Here is a 22,138-nt window from a genome sequence, read left to right as displayed (position 1 = left end):
TCGACGCGGCTACCAGCAACCCGCCAACCTGCCGGATCGGAGCGCATGAAGATCAAACACCTGATGCATCGCGGCGACAGCTTCGTCCGCCCCCAGGACACCATTGCCGAAGCCATCCAGCACTACCTGGGCGGCGAATGCAATTGCGTTCCGGTGGTCGACGACAGGAACAAACCCTTGGGCGTGCTGACCATCTATCGCGCCATCGCCGCCCTGCGCGACGGCGTGTCCGTCCAGGCGCCCGTGGAGCAGGTCTACGCGCGCGACATCCAGTCCGTGAACCAGGAGGTCGGCTTCGACGCGGTGCGCGACCTGCCCCTGGAGCGGCTCCTGGTGCTGGACGACACCGGAAAGCTGGTGGGCGTGCTGTCCAAGATCGAACTGATCACCCGCATTTTCGAGGCCTTCGACCTGACGGCCCAGGAATTGAAAATCCTGTTGATGACCGTGCCCCTGGGCATCATCGCCCTGGACGACAACGGGGTGATCACCGAAATCAACAACGCCGCCGAGGCCATTCTCGGCATCGAGGCCAACGCGGCCTACGGCATGGACGTGGGCGTGCTTTTCAAGGGCGCCCTGGAAAGCGGCGACGTGCTGCACGGCATGGGCCCGCAAACCATGACCGTGCGCGGCGTGCGCTGCGTGACCCAGGCCCGGGCCATCCTGCGCGACGGCGCGCCCCACGGCACGGTCATGGTCCTGCAGGACATCAGCGAGCTGGACGCCCTTTCGCGCGAGCTGGACAGCGTGAACACCCTGCTGGCCGAGCTGGACGTGATCGTGGCGACCCTGCCGGACCCGCTCTGGGTGCTCGACGAGAACGGAGCGGAGGTTTACGTCAACGAGCGCGCCCGGGAACAACTCCCCGGGCTGGAGCGGCTGCGCAGCGGGCAGGGCTGCACCGGCGAGCTGGACCGCCGCCTTTCGGACCTGGTGCGCGGCGTGCTCGACGGCACCCTGGCCGAAAGCTTTTCGCGCGTGCTCACCGAGGACGACGGCCGCGAGGTCATCGTCAAGTACAGCCCGGTGCGCGACGTGCGCCAGCGCGCGGTGCGCCACGTCTTCCACCTTCAGGACGTGACGGAGATGAACCGCCTGCGCCGCGAAAGCGCGCGCCACCGCGAGGAATTGCAGGCCCTGCGCCGCGAGCGCTCGGAAAAGGACGGTATGGTCTACCGCAGCCGCAGCATGGCCGAGGTCATGGCCCAGGTGCGCAAGGTCGCGCTGGTGGAATCCACGGTGCTGGTGCTTGGGGACTCGGGCGTGGGCAAGGGCGAGATCGCCCGGCGCATCCATGCCTACGGGCCCCGGGCCGACAAGCCGTTCATGGCCCTGAACTGCGGGGCCATTCCCGAAAACCTGCTGGAATCGGAACTGTTCGGCTACGAGCGCGGCGCCTTCACCGGCGCCGAGCGCGGCGGCAAGGTCGGCCTGCTCGAGGTCGCCAACCACGGCTGCCTGTTCCTGGACGAAATCGGCGAGATGCCCCTGGCGCTCCAGGTCAAGCTGCTGCGGTTTCTTCAGGAGTCGGAGATCATGCGCGTGGGCGGCTCGCGGCCGATCAAGCTCGACGTGCGCATCATTTCGGCCACCAACAAGGACCTGCATGAACTGGTGGAACGCGGCCAGTTCCGCAAGGATCTTTTCTACCGCCTGAACGTGGTGCCCATCAGCATTCCGCCCCTGCGCGAGCGCGTGGAGGACATCCTGCCCCTGGCCCACCACTTTCTCAAGCGCGTCAACGCCAAGTACGGCCAGACCAAGCGCCTGTGCCCCGAAACCTGCAACCTGCTCGAGCGCTACGCCTGGCCCGGCAACGTCCGCGAGCTGATCAACGTCATCGAGCGGATCACCATCATGAGCGACGACGACGTGCTCGCGCCCTCGACCCTGCCCGCCTATTTCAACTATCCGGGCGGCCAGGAGGAAGCCTGCCGCACCCAGTCCGACTGCCTGCGCACGGCGCTGGAAAACGTGGAGCAGTCGATGATCCGCTGCGCCCTGAAAAAGCACGGCGGCATCCGCCCCGCCAGCCGCGCCCTGGGCATCTCCCACCCCACGTTGCTGCGCAAGATGCATCGCTACGGCATCGTGGTCCAGGAATGAACCGGCGGTAGAAGGCTCGACCAGCGCGGATGAAAGCAGGGTCGTGCTGCTTTTTCCAAGTGATTCAAGGCTGGTTTTATCTGTTTTTCAAAGGGCGTGGCGCATCGGGCTTCGGGCTTGGTTCGGGAATGAACCAAAATCGTACCGGGAGGGGCCCCCGGGGCCGCCCCCGCCGCCACAGGGCGCCGGGCACGGCAAGAGGATCGCAATAAAATACAATAATATCAACGTAATAGGCGTTCATTCACACGGTGGCACCGCTTTTGCTCTTTTCCATACGAGTCTGGCCGGATGGCCGCAATTCAAATCTTGTATGGAGGAGAGAAGATGTCCTGCACCTGCAATCTTGTCTGGAAGGAAAAGCGGATTTTCGACGGGTTTGACAAGAGCGGAAGGCTCGTCAATATCGACGCTTCCGCCATGTATGGAGGGACTGATACCGCGCCAAGCCCCATGGACCTGCTGCTTATAGGTCTTTCCGGCTGCACGGGTATCGTCCTGACGATCGCGATGGAGCATTTCGGCGTCGAGTTGGAGTCGCTGGAAATTTCGGCCCAGGGCAGCCGCGCCGAAACCGGCCCCGGCGAATATGTGGACATGCGCGTCTACTTCGACGCCAGGGGCAAGGGCGTGAGCCACGAAACCCTGCGCAACGCCATCCGCGAGTTCGTCCTGCCCAAGGCCCCCGTGCTGTGCACCCTGAGCAAGGGCTGCCCAGTGACCCTGGGCTACCGGCTGGACGGTGCGACCTACGAATGTGCCGCCGGGAGCGACGGCTTCACGGAAGTTGCGAACTAGCGTCGCCCGGAGGTTCCCATGAACGCCTATGCACTTTGGATGTTCGGGCTGGCGCTGGCCTACACCCTGCTGCTTGTGACCTTCAGTCTGATCGCCCGGCGCAAGGCCCGGGCCGGGGACGGGTTCTTCGTCGGCGGGCGCTCCTTCAACCGCTGGACCGTGGCCTTCTGCATCACCGGCCTGTTTTCCGGCTCCACCTTCATCGCCATTCTCGAACTGTCCTACCTCAAGGGTCTTTCCGCGCTGTGGTAAGGCGTGGCCGAGATGTCCCACGTGCTGATCATCGCGGTGCTGCTCATCGGCCCGCTACGCAAGAAGATGATGGTCACCGTCTCGGGGCTCATCGGCGACCGCTACGGCCGCGTCGCCAAGGCCATCGCCGGGGGCATCACGGCTCTGACCTTCCCCATGTGGTCCCTGGCCACGGCCCTGGCCTTCGCCTCGTGCATCAACGCCATCACCGGCCTGGACCTGATGATCTCGGTGGCCATTACCGGGGTGCTGCTTTACGTCTACCTGGTTTCCGGGGGCATGTGGTCCGTGGCCTTCACGCAGACGACCAACTTCTTCGTCTACATGGCCATGTTCGCCGTGCTGATTTATGCCTTCTTCGTCAACCCCGGCATCGAGGGGCTGCGCGAGCTGGCCCAGGCCCGGCCGGACATGTTCGACCCGCAGGCCGTGGGCCTGCAAAGCATCCTGGCCTGGTTCGGCACGTTCTGGATCAACGTGCTGCTGGCCCAGGCCGCGTTCCAGATGGCCCTGTCGTGCAAGACCGCCGAGGAGGGCCGCAAGGGCCTGTTCATCGCCGCCGGGTTCAACGTGATCTTCATCGTCATGGGCGTGGTCGTCGGCCTGGCCGCGCATCACGTCCTGCCGGACATCAACCGGGGGCTGGTGGCCGTGCCCACCTACCTGATGCAGAACCTGCCCGCGCCGCTGGTGGGCATCTTCAGCCTGGGCATCTGGGCCTGCGCCCTGGGCTGGGGCGCGCCGTGCCAGTTCTCGGGCGCCACGAGCCTGGGCCGCGACGTGGGCAGCGCCCTGAATCCCGGGGCCACCGACGAGCAGCTCGTGCGCTATACCCGCTGGTCCCTGGCGCTGCTGACCTGCCTGATGATTCTCTTCGGCTTCCTGCGCTCCGAGCAGACCGCCTGGTGGAACATCTTCGCCTGGACGGCCCGCAACGGCGCGACCTTCGCCCCGGTGGTGGCCACCCTGTTCTGGCCGGTGGCCACGCGGCGCGGCGTCGTGGCGGCCCTGGTGGCCGGATTCGGCGGCGGCCTGCTGTGGAACCACCTGGGCGGCTGGGCCGTGGGCAGCTTCTACCTGAACACCCACCCGGTCTGGGTCGGCATGACCGCGAACATCCTGGCCATGACCCTGGTCTCCCTGGCCGAGGGCAACTGGGAGTTCGCCCCGGCGCAGGACCACCGCAGGATCATGAGCGTCCTTGGCGGCGGCATGACCGTGTGCTTCCTGGGCGGCGTGCTGCTCTTCTCGGACTGGATGTACGCCACCGGGCTGCTGGGCATGTTCCTCTTCCTGGTGATCCTCGGCCTGTGGCTGCTCTCCATGGCCTACATCGTGCCCGCCCGGCGCACGAGCGAGGTCATGAGCCCGGCATAACCCGTCCTCCCAACCCCGCCTCCCCCTCCAACGACGAAACGCCCGGCCTTGGCCGGGCGTTTCCCGTCGGGTCGGCGGCCCGCCCGCTCAGCCCATGGCGCGGACTTCCGCCAGACGCTTGGCGTAATGCTCCACATGCAGGCGCAGGTGCGGGTAGTAGTCGCGCACCAGGAATTCCAGGGTTTTGGGGCCGTCGGGGTGCTGCCAGACGTTGCCCAGGGCGGCCTCGGGGATGCCCTGGATCACGTGCAGCAGCAGGTCGTTGTACGACTCCCAGAGCAGGGCCAGGGTGGTCCAGTCGGCCTCGGCGTAGCGCTGGGCGGCCACCCACGGCTCGGCCACGTAGATCGGGAAGGGGTCCAGGTCGCCGAATTGCAGGCGTACGAAGCGCTGGTGGTTGTTGCCGGCGCTGTCGATGAGGTGGCCGACGATTTCCTTGAGGGTCCAGGCGTCGGGGGCGGGGCGCAGGTCCGCCTCGGCGGGCAGGGTGTCGCGGACGAGGGCCAGGAAGGCGTCGAGGGTCGGCTGGGCGTCGTCGGGGATGCGCATGGCGGGCTCCTTTACGCGGATGCGGTCCATGGCCCGGGGCATCCGGGCCATGGACCGCACTACCAGGGGCCGGGCCCGGGGGCAAGCCCGGACCCGGCGCAAGGGCCGTCAGCTCGCGGCGGGCGCGGGCCGGATGCGCTTGTTGCCGTCCCAGACCTTTTCGGCCTTGGGCAGCAGCTTGATGTACTTGAACCACTTGTGGCTGGCCATGTGCTCGGGGTTCATCTGCAGTTCGCGGCTGTGGTAGAGGATGGGCGGCACCAGTTCCTTGATGTCGCCGGACAGGGCCTCCGCGGTGGTGAATGCCGCCGCGCGGATGGCGGTGTCTACGGCCTGCTGGCTGTACTGCTGCGAGCGGACCAGGGTGTTCAGGGCCTTGGTCGGGTTGTGGAAGCCCACGCTGTTCTCGGCGGACACGTAGTCCCAGAAGAACTGGCCCTTGCGGCACATCTCGCGGGCCTGGATCATGAGCTGGTCGTAGTCCGCGGGCTTGGCGCCCTGGTATTCGGCGGCCATGCGGATGGCCTCGTGGGCCTTGACCGAAACGTCCTGGGCGACCATGAGCTGTTCCCAGACCTTGTCCTGGGTGTAGATCACGCGCTCGCGCAGGTATTCGGGGCTCTTGTCGGTGTGGCACTGGCGGCAGGCCTTGAGGTCCGGGTCCTTGAGGGGCGAGGTCCAGTGGTGGGTGGACATCTTCTTCTTGCCGTCCAGGCGCACGTAGCTCATGTGGCAGTCCGCGCAGGTGACGCCCGCCGCGCCGTGCACGCCGTCACCCCACATCTCGAACTCGGGGTGCTGGGCCTTGAGCATGGGCGTCTGGGACACGGGGTGCACCCAGTCCACGAAGTTGCCCTCGAAGCCGGGGGTCGTGGTGTCGCCGTGGGTCTTGTAGTACTCGTAGATATCCTCGGGGTTCCGGCCCATGGCCCAGGGGAACACGGGCTTCTTGGCCGGGCCGAAGCCCTTGTCCTGGAAGTAGTATTCCACGTGGCACTGCCCGCAGACCAGGGCGCGCTTCTCGTTGCGCGGCAGGGTGGCGAAGTCCTTGCCCTCGGCGGCCAGGTAGTCCTTGAGGGGCACGGAGTACAGGCGCAGGTCCATGTTGCGCGGGTCGTGGCAGTTGGCGCAGCCGATGGTGTTCTCGTCCATGTCCACCTGCTCGCGGAACTGGTTGAAATCCTTGGCCCAGAACTCGTCGCCGTATTCGCCGACGAATTCGTTCATCTTGGCCGTCTTGCAGTTCCAGCAGGTGGCGGGCATCTGGCCCTTTTCGCCGTAGAGGTTGATGCGGTCGATGTGCAGGATGTCCTTGAGGGCGTAGGTGTGCCCGCGCGCGGCGCGGTATTCGTAGCTGAAGGGGTAGCCCAGCCAGAGGTTTTTCAGGTAGGGCTGGGCGTGCTTGTAGCCCTCGGGCAGGGGGTTCACGTCGTCGTTCTTGTTGTAGGCCACGGACCCGCCGTACTCGGTCATGATCTCGGACTCGTTGTTGCGCAGGTAGGTCTCGTAGCGCAGGGGAAACTCGGGCTTGAAGGCCGAGTTGCGGATTTCGTTCTCGGCCAGTTTGGTCTTGAATTCCGGGGTCTCGGGGTCGGACACGTCGACGGAACATGCGGCCAGGGCCAGGGCCCAGGTCGCGACCAGCATGGCGCACAGGGTTTTCACGTTACGCATCGGCGGCGCTCCTCTTGGCTACGGGGATCTTGGGACTGTGGGGCACGTGGCGGTGGCAGTCGGTGCAGAATTCCTTGCTCTGCATGATGACCGTGGAGGTCGTGGCGCTGTGGCAGCGCTGGCAGTTCTCCTGGGTCACGCGCCGGGTGTCCCCGCCGGGGTGGATCAGGTCCGGGACGGTACTGGTGGCGGTGGCCCAGATGTCGCGCAGGCCCTCCTTGCTCTTGAAGGGCAGCTTGGCCACCAGGTTGTGCGGGGCGTGGCATTCGTTGCAGGCCAGCTCCGCATGCACCGAGCGTTTGTGCGTCAGCGCGGCTTCGGCCATGGAATGGCACGCGCCGCAAAACGGCGCCTGATCCGTGCCGTGCATGGCCAGTGCCGCCCCGACCAGCAGCACCATACCCGCCAGGGCCGGAAGCAGGGCCCGGCGCAGGCCGCGCCATCGTGTGCTGTCCTTGGTCCGAGTCATACATCCTCCTTCCGCTGCAGTGATGGTATCGGCTCGGGCCCTGGATGGGCCCGCAGGCGTCCGCCACTCCGGGCGCCGTGTGCTGGGGGCAATTTCGTCGACCTTTACCACAAGGAGGGAGCCTTGGGAAAGCGAAAGCCTGTTTTTATTCCGGTTTGACGATATATTGCCTGCGTTTCCGGCGTAATGGACCACCAGCGCCGCGAAACGCCGCTGGTGGCGACCCCTTCGGATTGCGCAAAAGATAGCAAGCTTCGGGCCGCGGGTTTTTGACCTGGGTCAAATTCCGCGTGAAGGGCTCGGAAAAAGGGGCGCCGGGCACGAAAAAGGCCGGGGCGCAAGCGCCCCGGCCCAGGGTGTGCCGGTCTGCGGCTGTGCCGCCCTAGCCGAGAATGGCCTTCAGGTCCTCGTCGGGGGTGGCGATGGGCCGGATGCCGTAGGTCTTGACCAGGAAGTCCAGCACCGCCGGGGTGATGAACGCGGGCAGGCTCGGGCCCAGGCGGATGTTCTTCACGCCCAGGTGCAGCAGGGTCAGCAGGATGGCCACGGCCTTCTGCTCGTACCACGACAGGACCATGGACAGGGGCAGGTCGTTGACGCCGCATTCGAAGGCCCCGGCCAGGGCCGTGGCGATGCGGATGGCCGAGTAGGCGTCGTTGCACTGGCCGATGTCCAGCAGGCGCGGGATGCCGCCGATGTCGCCGAGCTGCTTGTCGAAGAAGCGGAACTTGCCGCAGGCCAGGGTCAGCACCACGCAGTCGGCGGGCACCTTTTCCACGAACTCGGTGTAGTAGTTGCGCCCGGGCTTGGCGCCGTCGCAGCCCGCCACCAGGAAGAAGTGGCGGATGGCGCCGGAGCGCACGCCCGCGATGACCTGATCGGCCACGCCGAGCACGGCGTTGTGCCCGAAGCCGGTGAGCACGGAGCCCTTGTCCTCGTCGGCGGCAAAGCCGGGCATGGCTAGGGCCTTTTCGATCACCGGGCCGAAGTCGCCGTTCCTGACGTGCGCGGCGCCGGGCCAGCCCACCAGCCCGGTGGTGAAGATGTTGTCCATATAGGTGGTGGGCTTCTGGATGCAGTTGGTCGTCATGAGAATGGCGCCCGGGAAGGCCGCGAATTCCTTCTGCTGGTTCTGCCAGGCCGTGCCGTAGTGGCCGTGGAAATGGGGATACTTCTTGAGCTCGGGGTAGCCGTGGGTCGGCAGCATTTCGCCGTGGGTGTAGATGGTGATGCCCGTGTCCCGGGTCTGCTCCAGCAGGTCGCGCAGGTCCTTGAGGTCGTGGCCGGAAACGAGGATGGCCTTGCCCGCCTTGGGCCCCAGGGGCACGGAGGTGGGCACGGGGTGGCCGTAGGTTCCGGTGTTGGCGGCGTCGAGCAGTTCCATGGTCCGCAGGTTGATGGCGCCGGTCTCCAGGGCCAGGGCCACCCAGGCGTTCAGGTCCAGCCCGGCGTCGTACACGGCGGCCAGGGCCTTGTGCATGAAGGCGTAGACGGCGTCGTCCTCCTGGCCGAGGATGGCGGCGTGGTCGGCGTAGGCCGCGACGCCGCGCAGGCCGAAGAGCACGATGTGCTGCACGCTCTTCACGTCGGGGTCGGCGCTGTGGTCGCGCTGGATGTCGAAGTTCTCGGCCTGGGTGGCCAGGGCCGTCAGCGGGTCGGGGGTCCAGGTGGCGGAGGGCTCGGCAAAGGCGGACGGGCCCCCGGCGGCGGCCACGGCGGCCTTGAGGTTCTCGCGCAACTCCACGGCCCGGGGGATGAGCACCCGCTCGAAGCGCTCGGGGTCGAAGTTGACGTTGGTCAGGGTGCTGAACAGGGCCTCGGCGGTGAAGCGGTTGACCGCCGGGTCCACCACGCCCACGGCGCGCCCGGCGTGGGCCACCACGGCCAGCCCGCGCACGGCGTAGGTCAGCATATCCTGCAGGGCGGCCACGCCCGGGCCCTTGCCACACACGCCGAACTTGTCGCAGCCCACGCCCTTGGCGGTCTGCTCGCACTGATAACAAAACATGGTCGTCCTCCTGGCTGGAAGTTGGGTTGCCTGCGGCGACGGCACGCGCCGTCATGGTCAGGAGTACGGGCTTTGTCCGGGGCGTGGTTTGACGTGGGTCAAGGGGCGCGGAAAAAAATGAGCGCGGGTGCGGGGCCCCTTGGGGCGCGGCGCGGCGGTGGGCTCTGGAAGGCGGATGCGGACCCGGCGCGCGACGCGGCGCCCGGCCCCGGGGGGCTAGCGGTTGCGGGCCGGGGGCGGCGACTGGGGCGCGGGGGCCGCCGACGGCGGGCCGGAGCGCAGGCTCTTTTCGACGTTCAGCCGCGAGACCTTGGGCTGCATGCGCAGGCGGGAGTTGGCCTGGGCGTCGATGGCGCGGTTTCTCTGGTCCGCCGTTTTGCGGGCCAGGGCGCCGGAGAGCAGGCCCAGGGGCAGGGCGACCCAGGCCAGGTCGTAGATGCCGTAGGCCACGCCGACCCAGCACGCGCCGCCCACCAGGGCGAAGAGCAGGCCCGGGGCCAACTGGCCGACGTAGAGGTTGCCCAGCCCCGCCCAGGCCAGGGAGAGCAGCAGGGCCGCGTCGGGGTTGCGCCTGCGGCGCAGGGTGCGGTTGCTCTGCTCGGCCATGCGCGCGATCTTTTCACGGCGCCGGGCTTCGATCTCGGCCCTGGCCTGGTCCTGCTCCTGGAAGACGGCCGTGGCGTCCTGGGCTCTGGCCTTGGGCGTCTGGAAGCTCGGCCCGGCGGCGTCCCGCTCGTCCCAGGGCGACTTGCCGCGCACGATGACCCGTGCCGGGCCGCTGTCGTCGTCCTCCAGCTCCAGGGGCGGGATGGGCTCGGGCTCGGGGGCGGCGCCCTTGGGGGCGGCCTCGCGCTCCAGGTGCAGGGCCGGGGTGTCGGGGCGGGTGGCGTCGTCGGGGTCGAAGGGCCGGGGCTCGCTGTGGGCTGCCAGTTCCGTCCCGTCCGGGGCGGTTTGCGCGTCGGGAACGATCTCCTGCTCGTGGCGGCCCATGGCCTCGTGCAGCTCACGCAGATACTGCTTTTCGCTGAGGAATCCCTCGTCGCGCAGTTCTTCCAGGCGGCGGATGTCGTCGGACAGGGAGGTCTTCTTCATGGCGTCTCCGGCTCGGTGCTGGGCGGACTATGCCCCACTTGCCGCCCGCGCGCAAGGCGCCCGGCTTGCCTTCGCCGGGCCCTGCGGCTATCCTGGGGGCAGGACGCGGGCGCACCCGCCCGCATCCGTATCGCCCGCATTCGGGCCGCCCGCGGGCGAAAGGACGGACACATGGCCTATATCCGGTGGGACGAGAGCCTGAGCGTGGGCGTGGCCGAGATCGACGAGCAGCACAGGCGGCTGTTCGCCCTGGTCGATGCGCTGCACGAATTGTGCGCCGCCGCCTGCTCGCCCGGGGCCCTGATGGCCGCCGTGGAGGAGTTCTGCGACTACACGCGCCACCATTTCGCCACCGAAGAGCGCTACATGGATGCCTATGAGTACCGGGGCATGGACGCGCACATCCAGGAGCACATGCGGTGCAGCCTGCGCGCGGTTGATTTCCTGGGCCAGTGCCTGGAGGGCGACCCGGCCCTGTGCGACGAGTTCCTGGCCTTCCTCAAGGACTGGCTGGAAACGCACGTCAAAAACACGGACATGGGCCTGGGGGCCTATCTCAACAAACGGGGCGTTGCCTGAGCCCCGGCGGGAGGCCGACGGTGTCCATGGGCTACCGGCTGCTTGAGGGGGGCGCGCACGTCTTCGACGCCCTGCACTGCTTCTGGGAGCGCGAGCACACCGCGCGGCGCGTGGCCACGCTGCTGGTGCTGGCCTTCATCGGCGCCATCCTGGTCATCGAGCTGAACCGCCTGGGCCTGCTGGGCGGCTACTTCGCGGTCCTTTTGCCCGCCAACCTGTTCTACGCGGTGAACTTCGCCTTCACCCTGGTGCTGGTGGTCGAGGTCGTCAGCATGGTCTTCGTGCTGCCGCGTTCGTTTTCGCGCTCGGTGGGCAAGCAGTTCGAGATCCTGGCCCTGATCCTCATGCGCAACTCCTTCAAGGAGCTGGTGAACCTGCACTCCGTGGTCCGCTATCCCGAGGACCTGGAGACGCTGTTGCGCATCCTGTCCGACGGGGCGGGGGCCCTGGTGGTGTTCTTTCTGCTGGGGGTTTACGCGCGCATGCCCCGGGGCCGCGACACCGTGCGCGACGGGGCCGGGCTGTACGCCTTCGTGGTCACCAAGAAGGTCCTGGCCCTGGCGCTGCTGACCACGTTCTGCGGGCTTGGGCTGTACAACGGCTGGATGTTCCTCTCCGGCGGGGCGCTGGTGGATTTCTTCCACCTTTTCTATACGGTGCTCATCTTCTCCGACATCTTTATCGTCCTGCTCTCCCAGCGCTACCTGCAATCCTTCCACTCCGTGTTCCGCAACTCGGGCCTGGCGCTGACCACGCTGATCATCCGCCTGGCCCTGTCGTCGCCGCCGTTTCTCAACGCGGCCCTGGGCGTGGCGGCGGCGGGCTTCGCCGTGGTGCTGACGGCCGTGTGCAACCTGGCCTTCGAGCGTCTGGCGTGCGCGGACGAATCCTCCTCCTCTCCCCGGCAGGGCTAGACCCGGCCCCGGGGCCCGGAGTCCCGGCGCTCCCGCTCCTCGGCCTCGCGGCGCAGGATGTCCTCGAACCGTGCGCGCGATTCGCGGCGCGCCCGCATCAGGAAGTAGACCGCACCGGCGGCGGCCAGCAGCAGCAGGAGCCAGCTCATGGGGTGTCCTCCCGGTCGTTTCCGTCCTCGCGGCGCGGGGCGGGCGCGGCCGCGCAGGGCGCGTCGCGCGCCGTTTCGATGGCTTCGCGGCAGCGCCGCGCGTCCAGTGTCAACCCGCAGCCCGTGCAGACCACCCGGGCCGTGGCTCACCGCCCGGTGAGCACGGCCCGCCCGCCGCAGGCCGGGCAGGGGATGTGCAGTTCGTCGTCCATGCCCGGACTATGCGCCAAACCCGGCCCCGGGGCAAGGCGGCCCGGGGGCGCCGTCACACAGTCTTCACCGTGTTGCCCCGGGGGCGCCATGCAGGGGCGGCCCGCCGGGTGTAGACAGACTCCCGGCACACCCCAATGGGCGGAGCGATCCGCCACCTCCGCAACCTCCGCTGACCTCGCGGACCTGGGCGGTACGGGCCCCCACCGTCCGTGCCGCCCTTCGCGTTGCGGGTTCTTTCCCTCCACCGCGCTCCCGAGGAGTCGCCCATGCCCAAGCCGTTCGCGCGGCGCGCGCCCCGCGCCGCCCTGGTGGTCTTCCTGTTCCTGGCGTCGGTCCTGGCCCTGGCGTGGAGCCCGGCCCGGGGCTGGGCCGGGCAGCCGCCGCGCTACGTGTTCCTGTTCATCGGCGACGGCATGGGCGTGGCCCAGCGCATGGGCGCCGCCCGCTGGCAAGGCGGGCCCCTGGTCATGGACGGTTTTCCCGTCCATGGCCTGACCACCACCGCCGCCGTGGACAGCCCCGTCACCGACTCGGCCGCGGCGGTCACGGCCCTGGCCACGGGCGTCAAGACCATCCTGGGCCGCCTGGGCCTGGGGCCGGACCTGCGGCCCCTGCCCACCGTGGCCGAGCTGGCCCACGCCCGGGGCATGCGCGTGGGCATCGTCACCAGCGTGTCCGTGGACCACGCCACCCCGGCGGGCTTTTACGCCCACGTGCCCGCGCGCGGCATGTACCACGAGATCGACCACGCCCTGGCCGCCAGCGGCTTCGAGTACTTCGCGGGCGGCGGCCTGCGCGACCCCCGGGGCGAGGAATCCCGGGCGCCCCGGGGCGACGCCCTGGAGCGAATCCGGGCCGCGGGCTACGCGGTGGCCGTGGGTCGCGCGGAGCTGGACGCCCTGCGCCCCGGAGGGCGGACCCTGGCCATGGGCGCCCGGCTGCACGACGGCCAGTCCCTGCCCTATGTCCTGGACGCCGACGCCGGGGACGTGACCCTGGCCGAATTCACCGCCCGGGGCATCGCCCTGCTGGACAACCCCCAGGGTTTTTTCATGATGGTCGAGGGCGGCAAGATCGACTGGGCCTGCCATGCCAACGACGCCGCCGCCACCCTGACCGAGACCCTGGCCTTCGACGACGCCGTGGCCGTGGCCGTGCGATTCGCCGCCGGACACCCGGGGCAGACGCTGGTGCTCGTCACCGCCGACCACGAATGCGGCGGGCTGGCCCTGGCCCCGCCCGATGCGCGCACCGGGGCCGCGCTGGCGGTGCTGCGCCGCCAGGGCATGTCGCTGCAACGCTTCGTGGCCGCCTTGCCGCGCGGGCCCGAGGGCGGGCGCTTCGAGGAGCTGGAGATCCGGCTGGGGGCGTTGTTCGGCTCCGGCGGCGGGGCCGCCCCGCAGGCCATGGCGCTGGACGGGGACGAGGAACAGGCCCTGCGCGTCGCCTGGGCCCGGCCCCGGCCCGGGGCGGACTCCGGGCGCGGGGGCAACGACCCCCTGGCGGTGATCCTCGGGCAGGTGCTGGGCCACAAGGCCGGGCTGGACTGGGGCCGCCAGGGCCACAGCGGCGTGCCCGTGAGCACGTCGGCCCTGGGCGTGGGCCAGGAGCGCTTCGCCGGAACCTACGACAACGCGGAGCTGGGGCGGCGCCTGCTGCGGCTCATGGGTCTGGCTCCGGCGCCCGGCGCGCCCTGAGCCGGGTCAGGCCGCCAGGGCCGTGATCGCGGCCACCGCCACGGGCAGGGTCAGGGCCGAGAGCACGGTCTGGGTGGTCAGCAGGGCGGCCATGAGTTCGGCGTCGCCGCCGAGCTGGCGGGCCAGGATGTAGGACGAGGTGGCCGTGGGCAGGGCCGCGAAGATGACCGCCACGGCCAGGGCCGGGCCCCGGACGCCCAGCAGGGCGCACAGCGGCGCGGTGACGAGGGGCATGGCCACCAGCTTGATGCCCGAGGCCCACAGGATCGGGCGCAGGGCGTTGCCCAGGGCGCGCGGGCGCAGGCCCGCGCCCACGGCCAGGAGGCCCATGGGCAGGGCCGCCCTGCCGAGGACGGCCAGGGTTTCGGCCAGGCTGGCGGGCAGGCGCAGGCCCGACAGGTTCAGGGCGAAGCCCGCCACGCAGCCGAGGATCAGCGGATTTTTGGCCAGCTCCAGGGCCAGGCGGTGCCCCCGGCCGTTGGCCCCGCCGCCCAGCCGCGCCACCACCGGCACGCACATCAGGTTCAGCACCGGAATCATGGCCACCATGGCCACCGCCGCCAGGGCCAGCCCCCGGGGGCCGTAAAGGCCCGCCGCCAGGGCCAGGCCCACGTAGGTGTTGATGCGCAGCCCGCCTTGGAACACCGAGGAGAACGCGGGCCCGGGCAGCCGCAGGCGCTCGCGCAGGGCCAGCAGCCCGGCCCCGGTCAGCACCAGGGCGGCCATGAGCCCCAGGGCCATGGGCAGGGTGGAGGCGTCGTTGAAGTCGGCCCGCGACAGGGTGTTGATCAGCAGCGCCGGGAACAGCAGCAGGTAGGTCATGCGCTCGGCCTGGGCCCAGAATCCGTCGCCGGGGAAACCCGCGCGGCGCAGCAGGTAGCCGATGGCGATGACGGTGAAGACGGGCACCAGGGCGTTGAGCATGGGAGGCCTCGGGCGGCGGGCTGGATGTGCGGGAAAAGCCCCTGATACTCCAAAGGCTTCGCGGGCACAACGGGCGCAGCGGTCTTCCGGTTTCCGGGGCTCGGCGCGCGGGGCGCCCCCGCCGCCGGAGGTTCCGGCAACGGGGGCGCGCTGCGGCCGGGCGGCGGACCGGCTAGGGGCGCACGCCCAGGGGGTAGGCCTCGCGGTGCGGCGCGATGGCCTTGCCCAGCCAGTCCACGGCCCGGCCCAGGTGCTCCATGTTGGCCAGGGCCTCGGCGTCGCCGTTGACCTCGCCCTTGTCGCGGCCGTAGCCGATGTTCCAGTAGATGGAGCCCGGCACGATCATCTGGGACATGAGGAACATATGGTTGATGGTGTCGAAGGCGTGGGTGGCCCCGCCGCGCCGCACGGCGACCACCGCCGCGCCGATCTTGCCGCGCAGGGCCGCGCCGTTGGCGATGGACACCAGCCCCGTGCGGTCGAGCAGGGCCTTCATCTCGGCGCTCACGTCGGTGAAATAGGTCGGCGTGCCCAGGATCAGCGCGTCGGCGCGCATGATTTTTTCCAGCACGTCGTTCAGGGCGTCGTTTTTCACGGCGCAGCGCATGTCCTTGTTCTCGAAGCATTTGTAGCAGGCGATGCAGCCGTGGATGGACTTGCCGGAGAGGCCGAGCAGCTCGGTTTCCCAGCCGGCCCGGGCCAGGGGCGCCAGGGCGTGGGTCAGCAGGATTTCCGTGTTGCCGCCCTTGCGCGGGCTGCCGTTGATTGCCAGTGCGTACATGGTTCGCTCCTTTCGGTTCGGGTGTTGACTTCCGTGCCCCCTTCATTATGCTTCCAGTCGTTTCTGGCAAGTACTGTTAAAAATGACAGGTACTATCAAAAAGTATAGCAAGGAGGGGCGGCCATGCGTCAGGCCTGCCGCGAAAAGGAAATGAACGGGCGGCGCTACCGCTGCTTCTTCGAGTTGACCCTGCAACTCATCGGCGGCAAGTGGAAGCCCGTGGTGCTTTACCATCTGGCCCAGGCCGGGGTGCTGCGCTTCGGGGAACTGCGCCGGGGCCTGCCCGGCATCACCGAGCGGATGCTCACCCGCTGCCTGCGCGAGCTGGAGGCCGACGGGCTGGTGCGCCGCGAGGTCTACCGCGAGGTGCCGCCCCGGGTGGAGTATGCGCTGACGGACCTGGGGGCCAGCCTGATGCCCATCCTGCGCGACATGCGCGACTGGGGCGCGCGTTACGAGGAGCGCACGGCGGGCGGGGCCTTTGCGGGCGAAGGCTATGAGCCTCGCCCCGCGGCCCTGGACCCCCGCGGGGCGCCGGAGCCCTGCTCCGGGGGCTGAGGCCCGGCCCATGCAACACGGGAGCCCCGGCGCGCAGTGCGCGCCGGGGCTCCTGGCGTTCCTGCCCGCCGGGCGGGCCGGAGCGGGCCGGGGAATGGGCGCCGCCGGGCTTCAGCCCTGGGCGTCGGCCTGGGCGGCCAGCAGCTCTTCCTTGCGAAGGCGGATGGTTTCCTCCACCTCGGCGACCACGTCGCCCAGGTCCGGCTTTTCGGGCGATTCCAGCAGGGCCATCTGGAGGTTCAGTTCGCGCATGATGCGCACCTCGTCGGTGTTGCGGTATTGCCGCCAGGCGGCCACGGCCTTTTCGCCCCGGCCCATGCACGCGAAGGTCAGGCCCAGGTAGAGGGCGCTGAAGTTGTCGGCCTTGGCCTCGCGGATCACGCGCTCGAACTCCGTGCGGGCCTGGACGAACTGGCCGGTGCGGTAGAGGCAGTAGCCCAGGCGCTTGCGGGCCTCCAGGTGGGCCGGGAACAGGCGGACGCATTCGCGGTATTCGGGGATGGCCGCCGCATACTCCGCGCCCGCGTAGGACTGGTTGCCGCGCACGAAGGCCTCCTTGGCCTGGCGGGCGGCGTCGGGGGCCACGCCCTGGGTGGCGGCGGCCAGGGCCGGGGCCTCGGGGCGGTCGTCCCCGCGCAGCTTGCGCAGGCCGCCGAACAGGAAATCGCGCCGCGACAGGGGCGCTTTCTTCTTTTCGCTCACGGCGTTCCTCCGGAAATGGTGGGCCCCACCATACCCGAACGCCCCGGGCGGTCAATACCGGGAGCCGGGCCCCGGGCGGCTCCGGCGGGCCGGGCCGGGGGTCAGGCCGCGTCGATGTGGCTGCGGTTCTTGCCCTGTTGCTTGGCGTGGTACATGGCCTGGTCGGCCCGGTGCAGCAGGGCGTCCATGTCCGCGTCGGGGCCGCTGCCCGTGGTCAGGCAGCCGCCCACGCTGGCGCCCACGGTCAGGCGCAGGCCCTCGAACTCCACGGGCTCGCCCAGGGCGCGCAGGATGTCGCGGGCCACGGCGTCGGCCGCCTGGGCCTCGGTCACGTTGTGCAGCAGCAGGGCGAATTCGTCGCCGCCCAGGCGGGCCAGCAGGTCGGTCTCGCGCAGCCGGGCCTGGATGCGCGCGGCCACGGTGCGCAGAACGTGGTCCCCGGCCAGGTGGCCGTGGGTGTCGTTGATGCCCTTGAAGTCGTCCAGGTCCACGAAAAGCAGGGCCAGCCCCGCGCCGCCGCGCCCGGCCTGGGCCAGCATCCGGCGCAGGGCGCGCTCGAAGGTGTGGCGGTTGGCCGCGCCGGTCAGTGGGTCGCGGGTGGCCCGCCGCTCCAGCTCCTCCTGGGAGAGTTTGCGTTGGGTGATGTCCTGCACGATGCCGTCCATGCCCAGCACGCGGCCCTGGTCGTCCTGCACCGGGCGTACGGACATGCCGACCCAGATATCCCCGCCGCTGCGCGTGCGCACGGGCATTTCGAAATCCGTGGCCCGGCCTTTGGTGGCCAGGGTTTCATAGAGCCGCCTGCGCGAATCGTCGCAGGTGAACACCTGGCGCCAGATGTCGGTGATATGCGCCATGAGGTCGTCGGGCGAGGCGTAGCCCAGCATGCGCGCCAGGGCGGGGTTCACGCGTACGAAGCGTCCCGAGGCGTCGGCGCGGTAGATGCCCTCGGCCGCGTTTTCGAACAGCGCGCTGTAGGCCTCGCCGGTTTCGCGCAGCTCCCGCAGGGCCGAATCGAGCGTGGCCGTGCGTTCGGCCACGCGTTGCTCCAGTTCGTCGTGGGCTTGGGCCAGGGCGGCCCGGCTTTGGGCCAGGGCTTCCAGGGAGTTGCGCCGCTCGCGGGTCAGGGCGTGGATGACCAGGGTCGTGGTCGCGTTCACGGCGTAGAAGACCTGCATGATGTGCAGGGACAGGGGTTGGGGCAGGTGCCCGAACGGCCCGAGCCCGGCGTGGGTCGCCAGGGCGCACACGGGAAAGAGCAGGGTCAGCAGTAGGGTCAGGGTCCGCGAGTCGGCCCGGAAGGTGGCCCAGGCCATGGTCGGAATGAAGGCGAAGATGAGCGGGTAGTTGCGCAGGAGGATTTCGTGCCCCAGGCCGAATACCGTCAGGGTCGCCAGGGCGGTGCACAGGAGCAGGCCCAGGCCCTCGGCCCGGCGCAGCATCGGCGGCAGGCCCGAAAGCCGCCCCCGCCATGCCACCGCCAGAGGGGCCAGGACGGTCATGCCCGTGAAGTCCGCCAGGAACCAGCTCCACACCGCGTGCGCCGGGTCCATGGCCAGGCTTCCGGCCTGCTCCAGGGTCAGCACGCCGAGCAGGCCCGCCAGCAGCGAGGCCAGCAGGGGGCCGATGGCCAGAAAGTGGCCCATGCGCCGCGTGTTGTCGAAGGGGATTCGGCCATCCAGGGTGCGCCGGGCCAAGGCCGCGCCCAGGCCCAGGGCCAGGGCGTTGCTCACGGCCAGGGCCAGGGCCAGGGTCGGCGGCACACCCGCCAGCAGCGAGGCGCCCAGGTCCGCCGCCAGCACCGTGGGCAGGGCCCGGCGCCCCAGAAGGAACAGGGCCGCGAGCCCCACTCCCGCCGCGGGCCACACCGGGGCGACCTCGCCGGGCAGGGGCGCCAGGGCCTGGGCGAACTGGGCCGCCGCAAGGTAGGCGACCAGGGTCAGCAGGTGGGCGGTCAGTGGCCGCATGGGTTCCCCGGAATGTCGAGTTTCCGGGCATGATAAGCGCGCGGCGGGAAAAAAGAAAGCCTGCGGTGGCAACGAAGTTTCTCCTTCACGGGCCGGGATTCCCGGGCTTGCGCCCCCGCGGCGGGCCGTGTATGCCCTAGGGAAAACAGCGAGGCATCCCGCATGGATTACGCGATTCCCCTGCTGCTCGTGCTTCTGGCCGTGGTGAACTCCAACCTGATCCGCGTGGCCCTGGCCACGGGGCGGATTCAGTCGCGGCTTTTGCCGCTCACGCGCGCGGACAACAGGTCCGGGTTCTGGATGGCGCTGCTGTTCCAGGGGCTGATCACCGTGCTGTGCCTGGCCGCCGCCGCCTTCCGTTTGTCCGAACTGCTGTAGCCGCCGGGGCCGGGCCGTCCGGCGCCCCGAGGCAGGAGTTCCCATGCGCAACAGCCTTTCCAAGCATCTGCTGGTGACTCTGGGCGACGATCCTGGGGCCCTGAACGGCGTGCGTTTCGTCACCTCCTTCTTCTCGCGTCCGCAGGATCTGCGCCTGACGCTGCTGCACACCGTGCCCCGCGCCCCCCGGCCCGGCGAGGCTTTGGGCGACGCGGCGCTGCCCGTGAGCTGCTCCGCCGGGGCCGGAGCCCCCGGGGCCCACGAGGCCGTGGAGCGTGCCCGGGATCTGCTCTGCGCGAGCGGCTTCGGCGCGGGCATCCTGGAGGCCAAGATCGTTTTCCGCCAGTATGCGCGCATTCTGGACGCCATCCTGGAAGGCGAGAAGGGGCTTTACGACGCCGTGGTCCTCGGGAGCCAGGCCATCGGGTTGCTGGAACAGGCCTACGGCTCCGAGGTCAGCCGGGGCGTGCTGGAGGCCCACGCCGGGGCGCCGCTGTGGCTGTGCCGCGACATCGACCCGGCCCGGCGCGGGGTGCTGCTGTGCGTGGACGGCTCGGCCTCGTCCCTGGCCATGGCCGACCACGTGGGCTTCATGCTCGCCGCCGAGCCCGCCCACCGCGTGACCCTGCTCACCGTGGCCGGACCCGGCCAGGAGCCCGAGCAGGCCCGCGAGGCCGCCCGGGCCGCGCTGCTGGACAACGGCCTGGACCCCGCGCGGGTGGATGCGCGGCGCCTGGAGGTGCGCGCCAACGAGGACATCGGCCCGGCGCTGCTGGCCGAAGCCGGGGCTTCGGGTTGCGCCGTGGTGGCCATGGGCCGCACGGGCGTGGGCCTGCGCCGCGCGCCGGGCATGTTCATGGGCACGGCGGCGGACCATCTCTTCCGCCTGCTGCGCGGCGCGGCCCTGTGGCTGTGCCGCTGAGGCGGCGGCCCTGCGGTTTTCCCCGCCGCCATCGGCCCTGTTTTCCCGCGCTTTTCGTTCCATTCCCCTAGCTCTTTAAAAGGATAGCGGAGACTGGGGGGTTGCCAGAACGGGCCGCGAGGACTACACCGGAAACGTTTGCGAACTTCATTCCGGGCGGGTCGCGTGTGCGGAGCGGGGCGGCGTCCGGGTCAAAGGAGCAGTCCCATGCCCAGACGGATCGTCATCATCGGCGGCGTGGCCCTGGGGCCCAAGGTCGCCTGCCGTGCCCGGCGCCTGGACCCCGAAGCCCAGGTGACCATGGTCGACCGCGACTCGATCATTTCCTACGGCGGGTGCGGCATTCCCTACTACGTGAGCGGCGACGTTGCCGACGCCAAGGAACTGTGCACCACGGTCTACCACGCCGTGCGCGACCCCGAGTTCTTCCGCCGCTACAAGCGCGTGCAGGTGGCCACCGAAACCGAGGCCCTGGCCATCGACCGCCGGGCCAAAAAGGTTCGCGTGCGCGACCTGAAAACGGGCGAGGAGCGCGACCTGGAATACGACACCCTGGTGCTGGGCACCGGGTCCACGCCCTTCGTGCCGCCGGTGCCCGGGGTGGACCTGCCCGGGGTCTACACCGTGGCCAACCTGCACAAGGCCGTGCTGCTCAAGGATAAGATCGCCGCGGGCGAGGTGGACTCCGCCGTGGTCGTCGGCGGCGGCGCCATCGGCCTGGAAATGGCCGAGGCCCTGACCGCCCTGTGGGGCATCAAGACCACCCTGGTGGAGATGTGCGACCAGGTGCTGCCCCAGGCCATGGGCCCGGAGCTGGCGCGCATGGTCGAAAACCACCTGCGCGAAAACGAGGTGGACGTGCGGACCTCGACCCAGGTCCAGGCCATTCTGGGCGACGCCGAGGGCGGCGTGACCGGGGTGCGGACCGACAAGGGCGAGATTCCCTGCCAACTGGTGATCTTCGGCGTGGGCGCGCGGCCCAACACGACCCTGGCCCGCGAGGCCGGGCTGGCCGTGGGGCCCTTCGGCGGCATCCTGGTCGACGCGCGCCTGCGCACCTCCGATCCCAACATCTACGCGGGCGGCGACTGCGTGGAGGTCCGCAACCTCATCAGCGGCGGCACCATGCACCTGCCCCTGGGCTCCCTGGCCAACCGCCAGGGCCGCGTCATCGGCACCAACGTGGCCGGGGGCAACGAGCGCTTCGAGGGCGCGGTGGGCACGTTCTGCCTCAAGGCCTTCGAGCTGGGCGTGGCCCGCGCGGGGCTGACCCTCAGGCAGGCCCGGGCCTTCGGTTTCGACGCCCAGGCCGCGTTGGTGGTCATGGCCGACCGGGCGCATTTCTTCCCCGGCAACACCCTGATGTACATGACCCTCATCGCCGACCGCACCACCCGCCGCGTGCTGGGCATCGAAGCCGTGGGCTCGGCGGGCGACGCCGTGAAGGCCCGGGTGGACGCCGTGGCCGCGCTGTTGCCCCACAAGCCCGACCTGGACGACATCTCCAACCTGGAGGTCGGCTACGCGCCGCCCTACGCCTCGGCCATGGACATCGTCAACGCCGCGGCCAACGCCATGAAGAACATCCTCGACGGCTACAGCGACCCCGTGGACGCCATGACCTTCCTCGATCTGGTCAAGGACGACGACGCCATGGTCCTCGACGTGCGCGCGCCCAAGGTGGCCCGCAAGTTCCAGGACAAGTACGGCGCCCACCGCTGGCTGTCCATTCCCCAGGAGGAACTGCCCGCGCGCCTGGGCGAGCTGCCGCGCGACAAGCGGCTGCACGTGTTCTGCAACACGGGCCTGCGCTCCTACGAGAGCCAGCTTCTGCTGCGCGAGAACGGCTTCACCGACCTGAAGAACGTGGCGGGCGGCTACGCCCTGGCCCGCCTGCTGGAACCGGGCATCGACGAAACCGGCGACCCCGGCACCGAGCCCTGACGGCCCGGGCCGCCCCGCCCCTGACGGCAAGACGATGGAAAAGCCCCCGGACGCAGGCGTCCGGGGGCTTTTCATCACGCGG

21 protein-coding genes are annotated in these 22,138 nt (G+C 69.7%); 11 read left to right on the top strand and 10 right to left on the bottom strand.

Features of this window, described 5'->3' with window-relative positions:
* Window positions 1-45 precede the first annotated feature (45 nt).
* The 4 genes from ACZ5KV_RS04570 (at window position 46) to ACZ5KV_RS04555 (ending at window position 4,536) form a co-directional block, all read left to right on the top strand.
* Window positions 46-2,109 carry a sigma 54-interacting transcriptional regulator gene (locus ACZ5KV_RS04570; protein ID WP_464241165.1) on the top strand — a complete coding sequence of 688 codons (2,064 nt, stop codon included), beginning with the start codon at window positions 46-48 and terminating at the stop codon, window positions 2,107-2,109.
* A 327-nt stretch (window positions 2,110-2,436) separates the two neighbouring features.
* Entirely contained in the window at window positions 2,437-2,907 is a 471-nt protein-coding gene (locus tag ACZ5KV_RS04565) for an OsmC family protein (protein WP_464241164.1), read from the top strand.
* 18 nt (window positions 2,908-2,925) lie between these two features.
* On the top strand, window positions 2,926-3,159 hold the full coding sequence (locus ACZ5KV_RS04560) for a hypothetical protein (protein ID WP_464241163.1): 234 nt from the start codon (window positions 2,926-2,928) through the stop codon (window positions 3,157-3,159).
* 12 nt (window positions 3,160-3,171) lie between these two features.
* A complete protein-coding gene (locus tag ACZ5KV_RS04555) occupies window positions 3,172-4,536 on the top strand; it encodes a sodium:solute symporter family protein (RefSeq protein WP_464241162.1) in 1,365 nt (454 codons plus the stop codon).
* Between the two features lie 87 nt (window positions 4,537-4,623).
* On the opposite strand, the gene ACZ5KV_RS04550 is transcribed toward ACZ5KV_RS04555, so the two are convergent.
* The 5 genes from ACZ5KV_RS04550 to ACZ5KV_RS04530 all read right to left on the bottom strand — a co-directional run bounded on the left by ACZ5KV_RS04550 (window position 4,624) and on the right by ACZ5KV_RS04530 (window position 10,328).
* Window positions 4,624-5,115, bottom strand: coding sequence for a DinB family protein (locus tag ACZ5KV_RS04550; protein ID WP_464241161.1), 492 nt, complete (start codon window positions 5,113-5,115; stop codon window positions 4,624-4,626).
* A 78-nt stretch (window positions 5,116-5,193) separates the two neighbouring features.
* Window positions 5,194-6,759, bottom strand: a complete 1,566-nt coding sequence (locus tag ACZ5KV_RS04545) for an ammonia-forming cytochrome c nitrite reductase subunit c552 (RefSeq protein ID WP_464241160.1) — start codon at window positions 6,757-6,759, stop codon at window positions 5,194-5,196.
* Window positions 6,752-7,228, bottom strand: a complete 477-nt coding sequence (locus ACZ5KV_RS04540) for a cytochrome c3 family protein (protein ID WP_464241159.1) — start codon at window positions 7,226-7,228, stop codon at window positions 6,752-6,754. The genes ACZ5KV_RS04545 and ACZ5KV_RS04540 overlap by 8 nt, the downstream gene beginning before the upstream one ends.
* A gap of 382 nt (window positions 7,229-7,610) precedes the next feature.
* Window positions 7,611-9,236 carry a hydroxylamine reductase gene (hcp, locus tag ACZ5KV_RS04535; protein ID WP_464241158.1) on the bottom strand — a complete coding sequence of 542 codons (1,626 nt, stop codon included), beginning with the start codon at window positions 9,234-9,236 and terminating at the stop codon, window positions 7,611-7,613.
* A 216-nt stretch (window positions 9,237-9,452) separates the two neighbouring features.
* Window positions 9,453-10,328, bottom strand: a complete 876-nt coding sequence (locus ACZ5KV_RS04530; RefSeq protein ID WP_464241157.1) for a hypothetical protein — start codon at window positions 10,326-10,328, stop codon at window positions 9,453-9,455.
* A gap of 171 nt (window positions 10,329-10,499) precedes the next feature.
* Between ACZ5KV_RS04530 and ACZ5KV_RS04525 the strand changes: the two genes are divergently transcribed.
* On the top strand, window positions 10,500-10,907 hold the full coding sequence (locus tag ACZ5KV_RS04525) for a bacteriohemerythrin (protein ID WP_464241156.1): 408 nt from the start codon (window positions 10,500-10,502) through the stop codon (window positions 10,905-10,907).
* 26 nt (window positions 10,908-10,933) lie between these two features.
* On the top strand, window positions 10,934-11,821 hold the full coding sequence (locus ACZ5KV_RS04520) for a hypothetical protein (RefSeq protein WP_464241804.1): 888 nt from the start codon (window positions 10,934-10,936) through the stop codon (window positions 11,819-11,821).
* On the opposite strand, the gene ACZ5KV_RS04515 is transcribed toward ACZ5KV_RS04520, so the two are convergent.
* Complete coding sequence (locus ACZ5KV_RS04515) at window positions 11,818-11,970, bottom strand: hypothetical protein (protein WP_464241155.1); 153 nt, start codon at window positions 11,968-11,970, stop codon at window positions 11,818-11,820. The genes ACZ5KV_RS04520 and ACZ5KV_RS04515 overlap by 4 nt on opposite strands.
* A gap of 479 nt (window positions 11,971-12,449) precedes the next feature.
* Here ACZ5KV_RS04515 and ACZ5KV_RS04510 point away from each other — a divergent pair, with 479 nt between their 5' ends.
* Entirely contained in the window at window positions 12,450-13,880 is a 1,431-nt protein-coding gene (locus ACZ5KV_RS04510) for an alkaline phosphatase (protein WP_464241154.1), read from the top strand.
* 6 nt (window positions 13,881-13,886) lie between these two features.
* Here ACZ5KV_RS04510 and ACZ5KV_RS04505 read toward each other — a convergent pair whose 3' ends face one another.
* The gene (locus ACZ5KV_RS04505; protein ID WP_464241153.1) at window positions 13,887-14,804 is read right to left on the bottom strand and encodes an AEC family transporter; all 918 of its coding nucleotides are present in this window, start codon (window positions 14,802-14,804) and stop codon (window positions 13,887-13,889) included.
* Between the two features lie 172 nt (window positions 14,805-14,976).
* On the bottom strand, window positions 14,977-15,585 hold the full coding sequence (locus ACZ5KV_RS04500; RefSeq protein WP_464241152.1) for a flavodoxin family protein: 609 nt from the start codon (window positions 15,583-15,585) through the stop codon (window positions 14,977-14,979).
* 123 nt (window positions 15,586-15,708) lie between these two features.
* On the opposite strand from ACZ5KV_RS04500, the gene ACZ5KV_RS04495 reads away from it, so the two are divergent.
* Window positions 15,709-16,143, top strand: a complete 435-nt coding sequence (locus ACZ5KV_RS04495; protein WP_464241151.1) for a winged helix-turn-helix transcriptional regulator — start codon at window positions 15,709-15,711, stop codon at window positions 16,141-16,143.
* A 111-nt stretch (window positions 16,144-16,254) separates the two neighbouring features.
* On the opposite strand, the gene ACZ5KV_RS04490 is transcribed toward ACZ5KV_RS04495, so the two are convergent.
* Together ACZ5KV_RS04490 and ACZ5KV_RS04485 are read right to left on the bottom strand one after the other, a co-directional pair.
* Entirely contained in the window at window positions 16,255-16,845 is a 591-nt protein-coding gene (locus ACZ5KV_RS04490; RefSeq protein WP_464241150.1) for a tetratricopeptide repeat protein, read from the bottom strand.
* A gap of 101 nt (window positions 16,846-16,946) precedes the next feature.
* On the bottom strand, window positions 16,947-18,812 hold the full coding sequence (locus ACZ5KV_RS04485; protein ID WP_464241149.1) for a diguanylate cyclase domain-containing protein: 1,866 nt from the start codon (window positions 18,810-18,812) through the stop codon (window positions 16,947-16,949).
* A 162-nt stretch (window positions 18,813-18,974) separates the two neighbouring features.
* Between ACZ5KV_RS04485 and ACZ5KV_RS04480 the strand changes: the two genes are divergently transcribed.
* The 3 genes from ACZ5KV_RS04480 to ACZ5KV_RS04470 all read left to right on the top strand — a co-directional run bounded on the left by ACZ5KV_RS04480 (window position 18,975) and on the right by ACZ5KV_RS04470 (window position 22,056).
* The gene (locus tag ACZ5KV_RS04480; RefSeq protein ID WP_464241148.1) at window positions 18,975-19,190 is read left to right on the top strand and encodes a hypothetical protein; all 216 of its coding nucleotides are present in this window, start codon (window positions 18,975-18,977) and stop codon (window positions 19,188-19,190) included.
* Between the two features lie 43 nt (window positions 19,191-19,233).
* On the top strand, window positions 19,234-20,112 hold the full coding sequence (locus ACZ5KV_RS04475) for a hypothetical protein (RefSeq protein WP_464241147.1): 879 nt from the start codon (window positions 19,234-19,236) through the stop codon (window positions 20,110-20,112).
* Window positions 20,113-20,319: 207 nt separating this feature from the next.
* Complete coding sequence (locus ACZ5KV_RS04470; protein ID WP_464241146.1) at window positions 20,320-22,056, top strand: FAD-dependent oxidoreductase; 1,737 nt, start codon at window positions 20,320-20,322, stop codon at window positions 22,054-22,056.
* Window positions 22,057-22,138 lie beyond the last annotated feature (82 nt).

Source organism: Desulfocurvus thunnarius (assembly GCF_055390965.1).
The sequence above is the reverse complement of the archived record's forward strand: the minus strand, read 5'-3'. Positions and strand labels throughout refer to the sequence as shown.